Genomic DNA, 16,704 nt, shown 5'->3' with positions numbered 1-16,704 from the left:
GTTAACGGCCTTGGTGTAAGGGAACGATAAATTTGCCCAAAATCCCGAGTATTAGTCCAAAATTCTCCCCATCTCCCCATCTCCCCATCTCCCCATCTATTTTTTGCGAGAATGAAACAGCCCTGCCTTAAAAAAGGGGGGAGCCATACTCAAAGTCCCCCTTTTTTAAGGGGGACCAACGGGGGATCTCCGAGGCAAGAAAACACGCCCTACTCCCTACTCCCTATTCCCTACTCCCTGCTCCCTGCTCCCTGCTCCCTACTCCCTACTCCCTTTGCTATATCCTATAAACTATACTTAAATTCTCAATTCTTCCCTTGTCACCAATCCTAGACCTTCGTAATCTAGAAACACGCTTTTTCACCCCAGCTGGTACTGTCCATGCTGTCAATGGTATTTCCTTCCAGGTCAATCAAGGGGAAACCCTAGGGATTGTTGGTGAATCCGGTTCTGGTAAAAGTATCACCGCCCTGTCGATTATGGGACTAATCCCCTCACCTCCTGGAAAGATTACCAATGGTGAAGTCATTTTTGAAGGGCGTGACCTCCAAAAGCTTAGTGAGGGGGAAATGCGGAAAATCCGGGGTAACCGTATCGCGATGATTTTTCAAGACCCCATGACTTCCCTTAACCCAGTACTAAAGGTAGAAAGGCAAATTACAGAAGCCCTACGGTTACACCAAGGGATGACCCGAGAGCAAGGAAGATCTAGGGCGATTGAACTCTTAGAATTAGTCGGAATTCCTGGTGCAGCGGAACGGATTAGTAACTATCCCCACCAATTTTCTGGAGGGATGCGCCAGCGAGTCATGATTGCCATGGGATTAGCCTGTAATCCCCAGTTGCTGATTGCCGATGAACCTACCACTGCTTTGGATGTGACCATCCAAGCTCAAATTGTAGAATTAGTCAAGAAACTGCGCCAAGAAATTGGCATGGCCGTGATTTGGATTACCCATGATTTGGCGCTATTGGCGGGATTAGCGGATCGGATTTTAGTGATGTATGCCGGTCAAGTAGTAGAACAAGCATCGGTGATGGAAATCTATAAAAATCCTCGCCATCCCTATACTATTGGTTTACTCGATAGTATTCCCCGTCTGGATGAACAGCGCCAAGAGCGTTTGCAGACCATTGAAGGGTTACCACCAGATTTAACCAATTATCCCCAAGGTTGTCCCTTTGCGGCTCGTTGTCCTTTCGTGATTGATAAATGTTGGCAGAACGATCCCACCTTGGAATTAGTAAGTGTTGACCATGAAGTGGCTTGTTGGTTGAAGCCAGAGTTGAATCGAGGCGTTGTTAATTGAGAATTAACAAACAACAAGAATTATTCTACCCAAAGCCAGTCTAGGATTCCTCTTCGTCTTGGTTTTCGATTTGGTCTTCTATGAATTCCCCCAGGTAAAGCTTGACGAATTCAGCAGCAGCGGAGGGATTGATACTCTGGAGTGCTTTAGCAATATCCGCAATGGTTTCCCCGCTAGGATCAGTTTGCTCATGAAACCAGCGAAATACCACCGATGGTCTAACTCCCAGTGTTACGGCCAATTTGTTTTGGCTGATGCCGTGGGTTGCTAAGGTTTGTTTGAGCGCTTTTCCTACTTTTCCCATGACCTCGATCGTGTCAAAAGATCATGAGCTAGTAAATCTTTACAGATCTGCGAATATCCGATAGCCTTTTAATATTCGCAGATCTGCGAATATATTTGTTAACTAAAATTTGGGACAAGCCAAATGCTCAAGAGTTTTCTAGGTGATTCTAGCCAAGACACCTCAGCATCGATTAAGCTTCAAGCCTCTAGGGAGCCAGTTTCTGGCAGAGAATATGTCAAAGTTATAGTGATTGGTTCACTCAAAGGGGTAAAAAAAATAATTCACGCCCTATATATCAGAGGATTTGCTGAGGTAACGGAGTGGACTCAGCCGGTGCCAACTGGTAATCCTGGTGAGGTGATGAGAGTTTTGAGGCGATTGGTTTTTGTTGATTGAGGGTTTGCTTTGCGATCGCTTTTCCCTTTCCCTCCCCCCATACCCCCCAAAACAGCGGGGGGCTTATACCATTTATTTAGCGATGCAGTGCGATCGCAATCTTGTAGGGTGCGTGAACGAGGCTTTTGAGATCACTAATCCATGTCAGCCATGCAAAGCGCGAGTGGGGGGAACCCCCGTGAGGCCACTGCATCGCTTATAAAAACTCCACCTTTCCTGCGATTTCTTCAGCCTCAAGCACCTCCCAAATCAAAATTAATCCCTGCAAAATTTCACCGATGGAGCGACGTCCCTTCACACAATAAACAACTCCGCAATGTTCAAAGCCAGAATTGTGTAATTTCAAAAAATCACTATCCTGAGTAAACATCACTCGCCCCTGGCTGTAAGCAAATCTTAATTGCTCCTCATCCGAAGAGGAAATTAATCCTGCATCGCTAGTGGTCGTAACGTCAATCTTTCTCCGCCTTAACCCGTCAGCGATGGCCTTGTTGACATTCTCATCTAAGTGAAACCGAATTGTCTGAGGCATCTTACTGCTTTAACTTTTGCTGAACCAAAGACGGTGTTTTTTCTTGCATATCACGGGCAAATTCTTCATCCTCACGAATCTGTTGCCTGATTTCCTCAAAATGGTCATGATAATAGGCTAAAGCAGCATAGACATCTGCTAAGGTAATGGTTGGGTATTGTGAAACAATTTCATCCGGCGACAATCCTATTCTTTCGTGCCAAATGACAATATCCTCAACCCGAATACGATGACCGGCAATGCGAGGTTTGCCACCACAAACCCCCGGTGTAATTTCAATATGCTTTGATATGACACTACTCATGTTGTCTCCTATTTATACACTGGTTTTACCATTATATAGCATTTTTCGCAGTTATGAGGTACACTTTTCAACCTCAAAGTCCCCCTTTTTAAGGGGTATTTAGGGGGATACATTTGTCCATCATGACTACGATAATTGCTATATATCTAACAATAATATCTAAATTAGACTAGAGCAAAAAATATGGTTAGCAGTTAAACTAAGATTCGGAAAGACTTTGGAAACAAGACCATCATCATTTCGGAATAATTGTTTTTTATACTCATCATCTACCAAAGTGCAAATTGTAATTGTTGGTTGTTTAGGTTTACCAATATAATCTCTACCACCAATGCCCAGATAATCGACAATCCAGTATTCAGGAACACCTAGTATGGCATAATCTTCAACTTTACGAGCATAATCGTTCTGCCAATTGGTGCTAACAACTTCAACAACAAGCTTGATTGAGGTTCCCAACGTAATCACAGGCTCTTTTTGCCATAAAGGTTCATTTACGAGCCGAGTTCTATCTAATACAATCACATCAGGACGAAAAGCTGTTTGAGTTCCTAAAATTTTGATCAGACATCGGTAGGGAATAACATAATCTGGGTATCCTCGGTCAATTTCGACATTTAACTTCCGTCCCACAAACCCTGCTACTTCCTCATGTGGTCCCGTAGGTTCCATGTCAATTAGTTCCCCATCGATTAGTTCATAGCCTTCTTTGTCACCATACTGGGTAATAAACTGATCAACAGTTATAAACGTTGGTAAAGCTTGAAGCATTACAATCGCACTCCTTATCAGGATAAAATCATGCTGGCAGTGGTAAGCTGCTATTATGATTAATGATTAAATTATAACTGTCAATCGTGGTGGATAAAATATATATAGCGTTTATTGCATTTACCAGGTACGCTTATCAACCTCAAAGTACCCCTTTGTAAGGGGGACCAACGGGGGATACCTTTGTCCCTCATGGGATAGATAATTGCTATAATGAAGAAAACTAAGTTTACCTAAAATAAAAAGCATCATGACAAAAACTACCTTTTCAGAAATATTAGAAGCAGCGGATGAACTTCCCTTAGAGGATCAAGAAAATCTAATTAGTATTTTAATAAATCGTCTTCGCTCTCGGCGAAGAGCCGAGAGAATTAGAGATGTTAAAGAAGCTCAACAAGAGTTTGCCGAAGGAAAATGTCAACCCGTTACTCCTGAACAGCTCACATCGGAAATTCTATCGTGACTTTGTAAGCATATGCGCTACGCGAACAGCTGTCAGCCATCAGCTTAAAATCAACCTATGCAGGTCTATGGCCACACTACGGGAACGGGAGAATTTAATAGTTCGAGATTAATGAGAATTGAAAGTCTGGGGAAAAGCGCGAACAGGTTTGTGGCACAGGCTTCCAGGGTGGCACAGGCTTCCAGCCTGTGACCTAACCCATAAACTGATAGCTGATAGCTGATAGCTTAATGCTGATAGCTTATCCCTCAACTCATCTTGGCTAAAGATGCCCCTAACCACCCAGAAAAATTATGCTGCTGGACATTGGTAGGATTCTTCACTGGCATCACTTGGTAACGACTGGGTTGAGATTTCCCTAATGTAATCGGTAGAGTGACCAATTGATCCTGATGGAATACACTAAGCTCGATAACATCACCAGCTTCGTAATCTTTTAAGCGATCGCATAATTGCTCCCCATTGACTCGCAACCCATCAATAGCCAGTAACTGATCACCAGCATCCACTCCTGCCACTGCCGCAGGAGAATCCATCTCCACAAACTGGATCCAGTCCTGACCATTCTCGGTCTTCACCTTCACCCCCAAGTAAGGCACAGATTCTTCATCCACAGCCACCACTTGTAAGCCAAAGGGTTTGAGATACTGATTGAAGGGCAATTCCCCAGTACCCTCAATAGTCTTCGAGAAGAAATTACTTAAATCTAGCTCTGCTACCGATTCTATTACCTCTTTTAGTTGTTGGGGAGTAAAGCCAATTTCCTGTTTACCAAACTGCTCCCACATCTTCCTGATCACATCATCAAAGGATCGCTGGTTTCCATGGCGCTCCCGGATTAACAAATCCAGCAATAACGACACCATTTCCCCTTTCAAATAATAAGAAATTTGGTTATTATCACTATTCGCATCCCGTCGATAAAGCTTAATCCAGGCATCAAAACTCGACTCACTCAGGGGCTGCACCTTACGTCCTGGTGTAGTTAAAAACCGGGTAATTTCTTTACTCAAATTTTCTAACAACGTCTTAGCATCATAGATACCAGCCCGTTGGGGAATTAATAAGTCATAGTAACTGGTTGTTCCTTCACAAAACCACAACGATGTCGTATAATTTTCCTGTTCATAGTCAAAGGTTTCTAGGGCTAATGGTCGAATCCGCTTAACATTCCACAAGTGAAAGAACTCATGAGCCACCAGTTGCAGGAAGCGATTGTACTTATCCTTTGCCCGAAAACCAAAGCGTGAGTAAATTAACGAACAACTATCCTTATGTTCCAGTCCCCCAAAGCCACTACCAGTTAGATACAGCAAGAACAAATAGTGATCATAAGGTAAACCCCCAAACAGCTCAGCTTCTACCTTGATAATCTTTGTAGTATCCTCAATAATCCGCTTTGGGTCAGCATTCCCCTCTCCCCAAATTGCCAATTTATGGGGTTTTCCCAAAACCTCAAACTCATAGAGCTTATGATCACCAATTTCAAACGGACTATCGACTAAGGTATCAAAATCCGTTGCGTTGAAGGTATTATATTTTCCTGACACTCGCGGTAAGGGTGTGGTCACCCGCCAATCGGGATTAGGTGGCGCGATAGTAACCTGGCAAGGGTATTGTTCAAATCCTGGGATGAACAAGAACAGAGCAGCACCATTAAAATAACCGTGGCTAGCATCTAAGTGATTAGTCCGTACCGTTAATTCATTAGCAAAGATACGATAACGCACAGTGATAGCCGACCCATCACCAGTTTCCACTAGCCAATGATTCTTGGCCAGTTTCCGCCACGGTAAAGACTGGCTAGGATTACCCGTATCCGCAGAGAAATCTTGTAAATGTCGAGCATACTCCCGCACTAAGTAAGAGCCTGGAGTCCAAACTGGCATCTTTAAATCTAACAAAGGGGCTTCCCAGCCTTCCACTTGCAGCGTTACCTCAAACAGATGGGATTGAGGCTGAGGCATAGCGACATGGTAGTGAATAGCTAAGGTACTAGTGGCTGCGCTGCTCCGAAAAATAGTTCTTGCTTCAGTCATTACTCAAGGTTAGGGATTACCATTTAGCTCTTAGGGTAGCAATCCTCTGAGGACTCGACCTGTCAAAAAAAATTGATAATTAACTTGGGTCATGTCCATGTCTCCCGACCCTTACCACAGCGGTAGAGAGAGACTGATGACATCCCCCAAGCGCCCACCACTAGTTAAACCCAAAGCCCCAGCGCTGATTTTATGGATTTACAGATTATCGAACGAGATGGTAGACGATATCTTCCTAGCGAGCAGTTGTCGATGACCGAATGGCCCACCACCTCAAGACTTCTACCAACCCTTCCTCTCAAAGTAGATGACCTGTTTTTAATCACAGATACCCTAGGGAATATTTCGGGGAACTTAGAAAACGAAACTAATAGCACAACCGGGTTATTTTGTCAAGATACCCGCTTTCTCTCTCGCTTAGAGTTACAAATAGAAGGGCAACTCCCCATTCCCCTGAGTAGCACTGCTGAAGAAGGATTTGCCCTATCGGTCATGTGTTGTAATCCCCGCTCACCTAATCTTCCCCCAAAAACCCTAGGCATTCAGCGGCAGCTAGCCCTCCATGGTGGCTTATGGGAAGAAATTGTAATCACCAATTACGACACTCAACCCCTTAGCTTCACCGTCAGCCTCAGTTTCGATGCCGATTTTAAAGACTGGTTTGAAGTTCGGGGTCATCAGCGACAGCAACGGGGAACTCTGCTGCGTTCATTACCGCCTGATATCGATTTAGATACCCTGCTAACCCTAACTGAGTTCAACACCAATACCATTAACCTAGCTTACCAGGGACTCGATAACTCCCTGATTGAATCTCAGATCTACTTTATGCACCGTCTCCCAGACACCTACAAAGGAGACACAGCGGTTTGGGAATTGTGCCTCAAGCCTGGGGCTACTGAAACTTTAGGCTATCGACTGGAACTGGTCACCCACAAAGCGCGAATCACTAGAGCTAAAATTCCAGCCACCCTTGAACAAGCTAAGACCGCTAACTTACTCCAAAACCAGGAATGGTATAAACAGGTAACTCACATTAGCTCAGATAATGAAACCGTTAACCAAGTGATTTCTCGGGCAATACGAGACATCTTTTTACTAAGGCAGACTATTAATGGCTGCACAGTTCTTTCCGCAGGAGTACCTCGGTTTTCCACCTTGTTTGGACGAGATTCCTTAATTGCTGCCTCACAAACCTTAATTCTTGACCCTACCATTGCTAAAGGTACTCTGGAAATTTTAGCCCACTACCAAGGCCAAGAGGATAACCCATGGCGGGATGAGCAACCGGGTAAGATTTTGCATGAACTACGGGTTGGGGAATTGGCTCGCTGTCGGGAAATTCCTCACACTCCCTACTACGGTACAGTTGATGCTACCCCACTCTGGCTGATGCTCTATGCCGAGTACTATGCTTGGACCAATGACACAACTACCCGAGACTTGCTCTGGCCCAATGCTTTGGCTGCCATGGATTGGATTGATCGTCAATCTCAGCAAAACGGCTATCTCTGTTATCAGCGCCAGTCCAAAAAGGGTTTGCGTAATCAAGGCTGGAAGGATTCCGGTGATTCCATGGTCACTCGTGATGGTACCCTAGCAACGGGAGCGATCGCATTATGCGAAGTCCAAGCTTATGTCTATGGCGCTAAAGTTAGGCTAAGCCATCTGGCCAGGATCAAGGGGCGAATTGATTTAGCCGAGCGTTGGGAAAACCAAGCCCAGGAACTCAAGCAACGCTTCAATCAGGATTTTTGGCTAGACGACCTAGACTTCTGTGCCTTAGCACTAGATGGAGAAGGAAAACTCGTAGATAGCATAACCTCCAATCCTGGTCATTGCTTGTCATTGGGTATTTTTACTCCAGAAAAAGCAGCTAGTGTAGCAAAGCGGCTGTTAGCACCAGATATGTTCAATGGTTGGGGGATTCGTACCCTCAGTAATCAATCCGCTGCTTACAACCCGATCAGCTATCACGTCGGATCCGTTTGGCCCCACGAAAATTCCTTGATTGCGTTAGGATTGCGATCGCTAAATCAAGTCGATCAAGCCTTAGAAATTGCCAAAGGCATGATTGACATGACAGTTGAGCAACCCTACTATCGTCCTCCAGAACTATTCTCTGGTTACCAGCGCACTCCCAACAGCTCTCCGGTCAAGTATCCAGGAGCCTGTCCTCTCCAAGCCTGGGCAACTGGCAGTATTTTCCAACTGCTGCAAATGATGGTGAATTTGCGACCGGATGCTTCAGGAAACAATTTACATATTTTCAAACCAACTTTACCAAATTTTATCAATCAACTCTTAGTTCGTAACTTGCGGATTGGCTCAACGGTGCTAGACTTGCAATTGGAACGAGCTGACACAACCACCACCTGTAAAGTGGTCAAAAATTCCGGTAACCTCACGGTTGTGATCGAAAGCTCATCCAGTTAATAGCAAAGGGAAAAGACAAAGCATAGCGCTATAAATTTGTCCGATTTGACAAAGGTAAGGCTTTCATAGAATTGACCCTTACCACTGAGCGCTGATCTCCCACGCACTTCCTTTATACTTGCTGAGTGCCGATGATCGGCAAGCTGTCTTGACCATTAGTGCGTGGGAGTTGAAACCTATTGTTCAGGGTGTTTAAGTGTAGGTGGGGTATCGGCAGGTGCAACCTGTGGCGAATTTAATTCTTCATGGGTCAAGCACACCTAGCAAAATTATTTTAATCATAATTAAAAGCTTAATTGTTTCCATGTATTTTCCAACTGCCTTGTCGATCTAGGGGAATCATGTAAATATGGCGGTTGCTTACTTAAAGCTTGGCACACCCCGCCCTAATTCAAATCACGATAGTGGGGTAAGCGATTGCCCCACTGCCAGAAGATCCCAAGGAGTGAGCCAATCTCCGACGACAATCCTACTCCCTGCTAGCCAAGGGCTAGAGCGGGAGTAGGTTACAGACCCACCATGGACAAGACACGCTAAGTTACTATGTCTAGTTTGTTACGAGCTGTTCTCCAAAGTAACGAGAAAGCTGATTTGCGTCAGTTTATCAGCCAACTGCGATCTGAACAAGAGCAGTACTTTCTAAGGAATCAGATTCTGCAAGCGTTTGATAATTACTGCACTACTCATGACAAGCCTGCTTACTTTAAAAGAACTTCCTCTATCGCCGAACTACTGAACTATACCCACGAAATTATTCTGGAAGAGAAAAACCTTTGGCTTCTCCTGCGGACAAGGGTTGCTTCTCAAGAAATCTATCGGCTGGCAGCGGATTTGACCAGTTTTGAACCAATGCCAGTGGAGGAGTTACTAAGCTTACGCGATCGCTGGGTTAAGCGCTACTTCCCAGAAAAAGGGGGTCTGCTAGAAATTGATGTTGGTCCGTTTTACAAAAATACTCCTACAATTCGTGACCCGAGAAAGATTGGCAATGGGCTGGAGTTTCTTAACCGTTACCTATCTAGCCAATTATTTGCTGACTCTGAGCAGTGGCTAGAGGAGCTGTTGAAAAACTTACAAGCGCACCACTACGACCACACACCATTACTGCTCAACAACCGGATTGACTCAACTACCCAACTCTTTGAAAAGGTTAAGCAAGCACTAACATTAGTGGGAGAGCTACCAGCTCACACCCCCTATGAAAAGTTTCGCTTCGAGCTTCAAGTTCTCGGTTTTGAAGCAGGTTGGGGTAACACTGCTGGTCGGGTGCGCGAAACCCTAGAACTCCTCGAGCGGTTAATGGACGCTCCTGATCATGCAGTACTCGAAGCCTTTATTTCTCGTATTCCCCTGATATTTCGGGTTGTTCTGGTTTCCGTTCATGGCTGGGTTGGCCAAGAAGGAGTCTTGGGTCTTCCCGAAACCGCTGGTCAAGTGGCATACGTCATCGACCAAGCCAGTAGCCTGGAACAAACAATCCAAAACAATATTAAACTCTCAGGTCTTGACGTTCTTGGTGTCGAACCAAAGGTGATCGTTCTGACTCGCCTAATTCCCAACTGTGAAGGTACCCAGTGCAATCTACGCCTAGAAAAAATCCAAGGCACCAGCAACGGTTGGATTTTGCGGGTTCCTTTCGAGGAATTTAACCCAAACGTCACCGACAACTGGATTTCCAAATTTGAGATCTGGCCCTATCTCGAATCCTTTGCCTTAGATTCAGAAAAAGCCCTGCTAGAAGAATTCCAGGGTCGTCCAGACTTAATTATCGGAAACTATTCCGATGGGAGTTTAGTTGCGTTTCTGCTAGCTCGACGCCTAAACGCTATCCATGGCAGTATTGCTCACACCATGGAAAAGCCTAAATATCTGTTTAGTGACCTCTACTGGAAAGACTTTGAGTCCCAATATAACTTCTCCATACAATTCACCGCTGATTTAATTGCGATGAATTCAGCAGATTTCATTCTGACCAGTACCTATGAGGAGCTTGTGGGAACACCAAACAGTGTAGGCTACTACGAGTCTTACAAGTCTTTCAGTATGCCTGAACTTTATCATGTGGTGAATGGGATTGAGTTATTCAGCCCCAAATTTAATGTGGTACCACCAGGGGTCAACGAAAACATTTTCTTTCCCTACACTCAGACATCAGACCGGATTGCCGACGACAGTGAACGGGTTAAAGACTTGCTGTTGACCAAGGAAGACCCCGAAATTATCGGCTATCTCAACAGTCCTAACCAGCGCCCGATTCTCAGCATTGCGCCCCTAAACTCAATCAAGAATCTGAGTGGCTTAGTGGAATGCTTTGCCAGTTCAAAAGAACTTCAGGAACAGTGCAACCTAATTTTAATCACTAGCCATGTCAGGGTTGAGGACGCCACTGATCCAGAAGAGAAAGGGGAAATCGAGAAGCTCAACCAGCTAATTGAGCAATACCATCTTCACGGCAAAATTCGATGGATCGGACTACGTCTGACCACCCCCGATATCGGCGAATCCTACCGAGTGATTGCTGATTTGGGGGGAATTTTAGTCCATCCTGCTCGCTTTGAAGCCTTTGGTCTCACCGTTTTAGAAGCCATGGTCTCCGGTTTACCAACATTTGCCACTCAATTTGGTGGACCATCAGAGATTATTCAAAACGGCGATAATGGGTTTCTCATTAATCCCACAGACTTGAAAGAGACTGCCGAAAAAATTCAGCAATTTATTTCAAAGTGCGAACACACCCCTGACTACTGGCAGAAAATTTCTCAAGCAGGTATCAAGCGAGTTCGGGATAAATACAATTGGCAGTTGCATACCAAGCAGCTCCTCTCACTCGCCAAAATTTACGGATTCTGGAGTGAAACCTCTAAAGAAAGCCGAGAAGCTCTACTGCGCTACTTAGAAGCTTTGTTCTATCTGATTTACAAACCTAGAGCGACAAACTTACTAGCCAAGCATAGCTCGCGTTAATCAGAGATTATGGGCTATAAAAAAGTGAGGAGGGGGAGCAGAAAGCATCACAACTGAATGGTTGAGCTGACTGTTTCTAAAGTAATGCTTAAAAGCATTTAAATTCTACTGATTTTAAGCTAATAAGAACTCACTCTTAGTTAATTCCCTCGTAATTTCCGGTGAATCTGGAATTTGCTAGCTAAGATGCACCGCAATGGACATTAGTCCGCTCGTTGTAATGGTTACGACACCTACGAATGACCGCCAGCTCGTAGCCCTGTCGCTAGTAGTTAAAGTGAGGGAAAAATGTGCTGCTAGCCCAACCAGCCTTTACAACATTCCCGTTCGCGGAAGCGGAACTAAGTCCGACAAACGTTACTCCTAATCGGAGTTGTAGAAAACTAATGCAACGATGGAGGCTGATTCTAGAAATTACTCGTTATAGAAATTACTAGTTATTAAGCTTCCTATCGTTAACTGACCTCAACTGATTCTTCCATGTCGGCTACCAACAGCTAACCAAAGATTTGTTGATATGTCAGTTAATGCGGAAATCGCATAAAAATTAGTGAATTCACTAATTATGGGCAATCTGCCTGAGCCAATAACTATTTCAATTAATTGCTAGTAGCCTTCCCTTGACAGCAGGGGTTTAGATTGTCGGGTATGGGGTATGGGGAAAATCTGGTGTTAGTGATCCGAGTTTCAAGGGTGGCGTTGTGCCATCTTCTGTTCACAGCCCCATTACCCCTATCTCCCACTCCCTAAAGCCTACACCCGTTTGCCCCACAAGCGAAGGGAAGCGTTTGACCTCACTCAAGGAACCACCCACCACAGCAACACTAACGACTAACTATGGATGCCAAAGTATCGTCCCCATCTAGCTCTAACCACATCTACACCGACTGGACAGTAACTGAGACCAAGTTTGATCCGACTCAATTGCACTACAAGGAAACCGTTTTTACTATTGGCAATGGTTACCTCAGTACCCGAGGTAGCTTTGAGGAAGGGTATCACGCTGCATGGCCAATGACATTGATTAATGGTGTCTACGACGATGTGCCAGTTGTCTATACTGAACTGGCTAATTGTCCTGATTGGCTACCTATAGTGATAGTTGTAGAAGGTGAACGCTTTCGTCTTGATCAAGGCGAGATCTTGCACTACGAACGTCAACTTGACCTGCATCGAGGCAAGCTAACTCGTGATGTGCGTTGGCGTACTCCTGGTGGTAAGACTATCGATATCCATATCGAGCGTTTTGCCAGTATGGCTGATGACCATCTGTTAGCCCTTCGCTGTCAAATCACTCCGGTGGATTTCGATGGGGCAATCGAAATTCAAGCCAGCATCAATGGTTACCCAGATAACCAAGGGGTGCTCCACTGGGAATGGTTGAAACAGGGTCAGATTTCAACTGGAACTAACCAGACATCCGAAGGCAGTATCTGGTTACACGTTCGCACCCGTCATACTGGAATCGAACTGGGTATGGCTTCGAGAGTCAGTGTCAGTGGTGTTGATGATGCCCAAATACAGCTCAAGGGCTGTGAAGGTCACCCCACCTTAGCCACTACCTTACAAGTGCGCTCAGGACAGCTGGTGACCCTGGATAAAGTAATTAGTGTGTTCACATCCCGGGACACCGAAACCCCAGAAAAGGTAGCCCAGGAACACCTGGTCAACCAACCGGATTATCTCACCCTATTCTCTCGACATGAGGCAGCTTGGGATAAGATTTGGCAAGATAGCGATGTTGTCATTGAAGGGGACCTCAACGCTCAGATTGCTATACGCTACAATTTGTTCCAACTGTTCATTTGTGCTCCCCGTCATGATGACCGGGTGAATATTCCCGCTAAAACCCTTTCTGGTTTTGGCTATCGGGGTCACGTTTTCTGGGACACAGAAATTTTTATGCTGCCCCTGATGATATTAACTCAGCCCCAGATTGCCAGGAATTTGCTGACCTACCGTTACCATACTTTACCTGGGGCAAGGCGTAAAGCTAAGCTTCAGGGCTATCCGGGAGCCGTTTACGCCTGGGAAAGTGCTGACACCGGTGACGAAGTAACCCCTCGCTGGGTTCTCTCCGCTGAGAAGGATGGAGACCCAATCCGAATTTGGTGTGGCGATCGCGAACTCCACATCACTACTGATGTAGTCTATGGTATCTGGAAATATTGGCAAGCTACCGGTGATGATGACTGGGTGGTACGTTACGGTGCTGAAATTATCCTAGATACAGCGGTATTCTGGGGAACTCGGGTTGAGTGGAATGGTAAACGGGAGCGCTATGAACTCCGGGATGTGATTGGTCCGGACGAATACCACGAAGGGGTAGACAACAATGCTTTCACCAACCGCATGGTTCAATGGCACCTAGAGACTGCTCAGTTCGTCCTAGACTGGTTACGCCGGGAACATCCACAGAAAGCTAAAGAACTCGAAGAAACACTGGAGCTAACTCCAAGCCGAGTTAGTCTGTGGTCTGAAATTATCCGTCGGATGTGGATACCCTATGACCATGAAAGGAACTTAATCGAACAGTGTGAGGGGTTCTTCCAAATTGAAGACATCAACCTGGAAGATTACGAGCCACGTACCCGTTCCATGCAGGCTATCCTTGGCATTGAGGGAGCAACTAAAAAGCAAGTACTCAAGCAGCCAGATGTCTTGATGTTGCTATACCTGATGCGGGAGCAGTACGGCGTAACCTCTAACCCAGACAAATATCGGGAAATTTTGCAACGAAGTTGGGACTACTATTCTCCTCGCACCGATCACACCTATGGTTCGTCCCTCGGTCCTGCGGTTCACGCCATCCTCGCCTGTGAATTAGGAAAGACCGAGGAAGCTTATGTACACTTTATGCGGGCAGCGATGGTAGACCTAGAAAATGTGCGGCGTAACGCTCATGAAGGAATTCATGCTGCTTCCGGTGGTGGTCTATGGCAAGCTATAATCTTTGGATGTGCTGGGATCAAGTTCACAGACAACGGACCGGTTGCTACTCCCCACTTCCTACCGGGCTGGACACGTCTGAAGTTTAAGCTGCAATGGCGTGGACAGAAGTACGAGTTTGATCTAAATCCAGAAACCAGTACTCAAACAGCCCAATCTGGGGCTACCATCTCCTCAAGTTCTCGACCCCCCGGCTCTCCAGCTCAAATCCAGGGTGTGATTTTTGACTTAGATGGCGTAATCACTGATACCGCAGAATATCATTACCAAGCTTGGCAAAAACTAGCTGATGAAGAGGGTATTCCCTTTAATCGCGAGGCCAACGAAGCACTGCGGGGTCTTTCACGTCGAGAGTCCCTGATGGAACTTTTGAACGGTCGCTCAGCCACAGAAGAGCAACTCCAAGAGATGATGGATCGCAAAAATAAGTACTATCTGGAATTGATCAAGAACATCTCTAAGGCTGACTTACTACCTGGAGCTCTAGAGTTACTGATTGAACTCAAGGAAGCTGGTATCAAAGTTGCCATTGGCTCCGGTAGCAAAAATGCCAAGGAAGTTATGGAACGATTGGGTATTAGCGATCGCATTGATTCCATTTCTGATGGCTACAGTGTGACCCGCTCTAAGCCAGCACCAGATCTCTTCTTGCACGCAGCACAGCAGTTGGGATTGGAACCCGCTTATTGTGTAGTAGTAGAAGATGCCGGATCTGGTGTCGAAGCCGCTCTAGCTGCTGGTATGTGGGCTGTGGGACTTGGTCCGGTTGAACGAGTTGGAGCAGCCCACCTGGTGTTACCCAGTCTCGAAGGCATACACTGGAGCAACCTCCACAAACAATTGGCAGGGAATCGTTTAATTCCTTGTTAGGGTATTTGAGACTAAATATTTGGAACTAAATTGGCTGGGTGAAGTCTAATTCACCCAGCCATATTTTTTTTGTTACAGTCCTAAGTACCGAGTAGCGAGTGCTGAGTGTCAACTGGCAAGTCCTTGTATACACACACTCAGCTATGCTGTTCTAGCAGTTTCTGATAAGCCGCTTCATAGCCATCAACCATCTTGGGAACACTGAAGAACTCTTCGACATACTTACGGCATTCTTCGCGAGAGAGTTTAAGAGCCTCTGGAATGGCAGCGTTCATATCCTCAGGAGTGGCACAGATTATCCCAGTTTTCTTGTCGGCCACCACCTCCGGTACAGAGCCAAATCTCGTGGCAATCACTGGAGTCCCAACACACATCGACTCAATCATCACCAAACCAAAAGGTTCAGGCCAGGTAATCGGAAATAGGGTCAAGCTGGCTTTGGATATTAATTCCACCTTCTGTTCATGAGTCACTTCACCCAAGAATTGAATTTGTTCACCGTCAATTTGAGGAGCAACTTCTTCTTCGAAGAACTTCCGGTCAACTGTATCAACCTTGCCTGCCATTTTCAACCGCCACCCAGTTTCACGGGCAATTCTGATCGCATGATGAGGTCCTTTCTCTTGTGACAAACGACCCAAAAATGCCAAGTAGGGGGGGTCAGCTGCTTCAGGATTGAACGGATAATCGTCAATCTGAACACCATTGTAAACGGTGGCAATGTAATTCATATCCGGTCCGGATGACCGCTGATGATTACTGATGCTAATATGGGGTATGTGGCGGTATCGCTCATAAATCTTGCTAATATTAGGGCCAAAGCGACCATGCATGGTAAAAACCACAGGGGTCTTAATCCTTTCCATAACCAAAAAGGCTATTGGTCCTAAGTGAAGGTGAATTAAGTCAAACTGATCAGCGACCTCGCAAATTTGAGTCAATTGCAGTAGCTCGTAAATTAGCGGTACCTCTACGGAGGGGTCAAGGCGCAAAGCCTGAGGAGCCACAGAGTCTAGTTTTGCCTTAGTGATCGAATCTCCAGAGGCAAATAGAGTGACATCGTGACCGCGACGAACTAATTCATCAGTGAGGTGGCTAACCACTAGTTCTATCCCACCATACCCTGGTGGGGGAACTCTCTCCCATAAGGGGGAAACTTGAGCTATCCGCATATTATAGTCCTCCAAAAATCTTCTAAATTAGCTTGATTGAGAGCTAACAAAACTTAAGATGGTGTATCTATCACAAATAAAAACTGATTCTGCTATCTTACAGAAAGTTTTTAGCTTTTGGGAAGAAGCTAGACGTAATCTATCTACATGCTCCGAGAGTAAGTCTCTACCATACAGGTGTAGATAGGTTAATTAATTTAAGTTTTATTTAA

13 protein-coding genes are annotated in these 16,704 nt (G+C 45.5%); 7 read left to right on the top strand and 6 right to left on the bottom strand.

The window, feature by feature from the left end:
* Nucleotides 1-111: 111 nt before the first annotated feature.
* Nucleotides 112-333 (top strand): hypothetical protein, encoded by a 222-nt coding sequence (locus F6K53_RS32915; protein WP_293067819.1) that lies wholly within the window; start codon nt 112-114, stop codon nt 331-333.
* The gene (locus tag F6K53_RS32910; protein WP_293067816.1) at nt 318-1,310 is read left to right on the top strand and encodes an ABC transporter ATP-binding protein; all 993 of its coding nucleotides are present in this window, start codon (nt 318-320) and stop codon (nt 1,308-1,310) included. Before F6K53_RS32915 ends, F6K53_RS32910 begins: the two co-directional genes overlap by 16 nt.
* Before the next feature lie 40 nt (nt 1,311-1,350).
* On the opposite strand, the gene F6K53_RS32905 is transcribed toward F6K53_RS32910, so the two are convergent.
* Nucleotides 1,351-1,614 (bottom strand): helix-turn-helix transcriptional regulator, encoded by a 264-nt coding sequence (locus tag F6K53_RS32905; protein ID WP_075902219.1) that lies wholly within the window; start codon nt 1,612-1,614, stop codon nt 1,351-1,353.
* Nucleotides 1,615-1,737: 123 nt separating this feature from the next.
* Between F6K53_RS32905 and F6K53_RS32900 the strand changes: the two genes are divergently transcribed.
* A complete protein-coding gene (locus F6K53_RS32900; RefSeq protein WP_293067811.1) occupies nt 1,738-1,992 on the top strand; it encodes a hypothetical protein in 255 nt (84 codons plus the stop codon).
* Between the two features lie 196 nt (nt 1,993-2,188).
* Here F6K53_RS32900 and F6K53_RS32895 read toward each other — a convergent pair whose 3' ends face one another.
* From F6K53_RS32895 to F6K53_RS32885, 3 genes are all read right to left on the bottom strand, one after another.
* On the bottom strand, nt 2,189-2,524 hold the full coding sequence (locus F6K53_RS32895) for a DUF5615 family PIN-like protein (RefSeq protein ID WP_293026270.1): 336 nt from the start codon (nt 2,522-2,524) through the stop codon (nt 2,189-2,191).
* A 1-nt stretch (nt 2,525) separates the two neighbouring features.
* On the bottom strand, nt 2,526-2,828 hold the full coding sequence (locus F6K53_RS32890; protein ID WP_008185608.1) for a DUF433 domain-containing protein: 303 nt from the start codon (nt 2,826-2,828) through the stop codon (nt 2,526-2,528).
* A gap of 159 nt (nt 2,829-2,987) precedes the next feature.
* Nucleotides 2,988-3,599 carry a Uma2 family endonuclease gene (locus tag F6K53_RS32885; protein WP_293026267.1) on the bottom strand — a complete coding sequence of 204 codons (612 nt, stop codon included), beginning with the start codon at nt 3,597-3,599 and terminating at the stop codon, nt 2,988-2,990.
* A 250-nt stretch (nt 3,600-3,849) separates the two neighbouring features.
* On the opposite strand from F6K53_RS32885, the gene F6K53_RS32880 reads away from it, so the two are divergent.
* Entirely contained in the window at nt 3,850-4,062 is a 213-nt protein-coding gene (locus F6K53_RS32880; RefSeq protein WP_293067807.1) for a hypothetical protein, read from the top strand.
* Nucleotides 4,063-4,310: 248 nt separating this feature from the next.
* Here F6K53_RS32880 and F6K53_RS32875 read toward each other — a convergent pair whose 3' ends face one another.
* Entirely contained in the window at nt 4,311-6,101 is a 1,791-nt protein-coding gene (locus tag F6K53_RS32875) for a M61 family metallopeptidase (RefSeq protein ID WP_293067804.1), read from the bottom strand.
* Between the two features lie 192 nt (nt 6,102-6,293).
* Here F6K53_RS32875 and F6K53_RS32870 point away from each other — a divergent pair, with 192 nt between their 5' ends.
* From F6K53_RS32870 to pgmB, 3 genes are all read left to right on the top strand, one after another.
* A complete protein-coding gene (locus F6K53_RS32870; RefSeq protein ID WP_293026259.1) occupies nt 6,294-8,537 on the top strand; it encodes an amylo-alpha-1,6-glucosidase in 2,244 nt (747 codons plus the stop codon).
* Nucleotides 8,538-9,080: 543 nt separating this feature from the next.
* Nucleotides 9,081-11,501: a sucrose synthase gene (locus F6K53_RS32865; protein WP_293067801.1), complete on the top strand. Its 2,421-nt coding sequence runs from the start codon at nt 9,081-9,083 to the stop codon at nt 11,499-11,501.
* Between the two features lie 837 nt (nt 11,502-12,338).
* Nucleotides 12,339-15,320 (top strand): beta-phosphoglucomutase, encoded by a 2,982-nt coding sequence (gene pgmB, locus F6K53_RS32860; RefSeq protein ID WP_293067799.1) that lies wholly within the window; start codon nt 12,339-12,341, stop codon nt 15,318-15,320.
* Between the two features lie 137 nt (nt 15,321-15,457).
* Here pgmB and F6K53_RS32855 read toward each other — a convergent pair whose 3' ends face one another.
* Nucleotides 15,458-16,492, bottom strand: a complete 1,035-nt coding sequence (locus F6K53_RS32855; protein ID WP_293026252.1) for a glycosyltransferase family 4 protein — start codon at nt 16,490-16,492, stop codon at nt 15,458-15,460.
* Nucleotides 16,493-16,704 lie beyond the last annotated feature (212 nt).

This window comes from Moorena sp. SIO4A1 (assembly GCF_010672065.1).
In the GTDB taxonomy this organism is placed as follows: domain Bacteria; phylum Cyanobacteriota; class Cyanobacteriia; order Cyanobacteriales; family Coleofasciculaceae; genus Moorena.
Note: the sequence above shows the minus strand (reverse complement) of the source record. Positions and strands in the feature narration are given on the sequence as shown.

Bases quoted from the DNA above. Each gene is read 5' to 3' on its own strand.
- F6K53_RS32885 (WP_293026267.1), bottom strand. From the start codon at position 3,599: ATGCTTCAAGCTTTACCAACGTTTATAACTGTTGATCAGTTTATTACC.
- F6K53_RS32900 (WP_293067811.1), top strand. From the start codon at position 1,738: ATGCTCAAGAGTTTTCTAGGTGATTCTAGCCAAGACACCTCAGCATCG.
- F6K53_RS32880 (WP_293067807.1), top strand. From the start codon at position 3,850: ATGACAAAAACTACCTTTTCAGAAATATTAGAAGCAGCGGATGAACTT.
- F6K53_RS32855 (WP_293026252.1), bottom strand. From the start codon at position 16,492: ATGCGGATAGCTCAAGTTTCCCCCTTATGGGAGAGAGTTCCCCCACCA.
- F6K53_RS32905 (WP_075902219.1), bottom strand. From the start codon at position 1,614: ATGGGAAAAGTAGGAAAAGCGCTCAAACAAACCTTAGCAACCCACGGC.
- pgmB (WP_293067799.1), top strand. From the start codon at position 12,339: ATGGATGCCAAAGTATCGTCCCCATCTAGCTCTAACCACATCTACACC.
- F6K53_RS32915 (WP_293067819.1), top strand. From the start codon at position 112: ATGAAACAGCCCTGCCTTAAAAAAGGGGGGAGCCATACTCAAAGTCCC.
- F6K53_RS32865 (WP_293067801.1), top strand. From the start codon at position 9,081: ATGTCTAGTTTGTTACGAGCTGTTCTCCAAAGTAACGAGAAAGCTGAT.
- F6K53_RS32890 (WP_008185608.1), bottom strand. From the start codon at position 2,828: ATGAGTAGTGTCATATCAAAGCATATTGAAATTACACCGGGGGTTTGT.
- F6K53_RS32875 (WP_293067804.1), bottom strand. From the start codon at position 6,101: ATGACTGAAGCAAGAACTATTTTTCGGAGCAGCGCAGCCACTAGTACC.
- F6K53_RS32870 (WP_293026259.1), top strand. From the start codon at position 6,294: ATGGATTTACAGATTATCGAACGAGATGGTAGACGATATCTTCCTAGC.
- F6K53_RS32895 (WP_293026270.1), bottom strand. From the start codon at position 2,524: ATGCCTCAGACAATTCGGTTTCACTTAGATGAGAATGTCAACAAGGCC.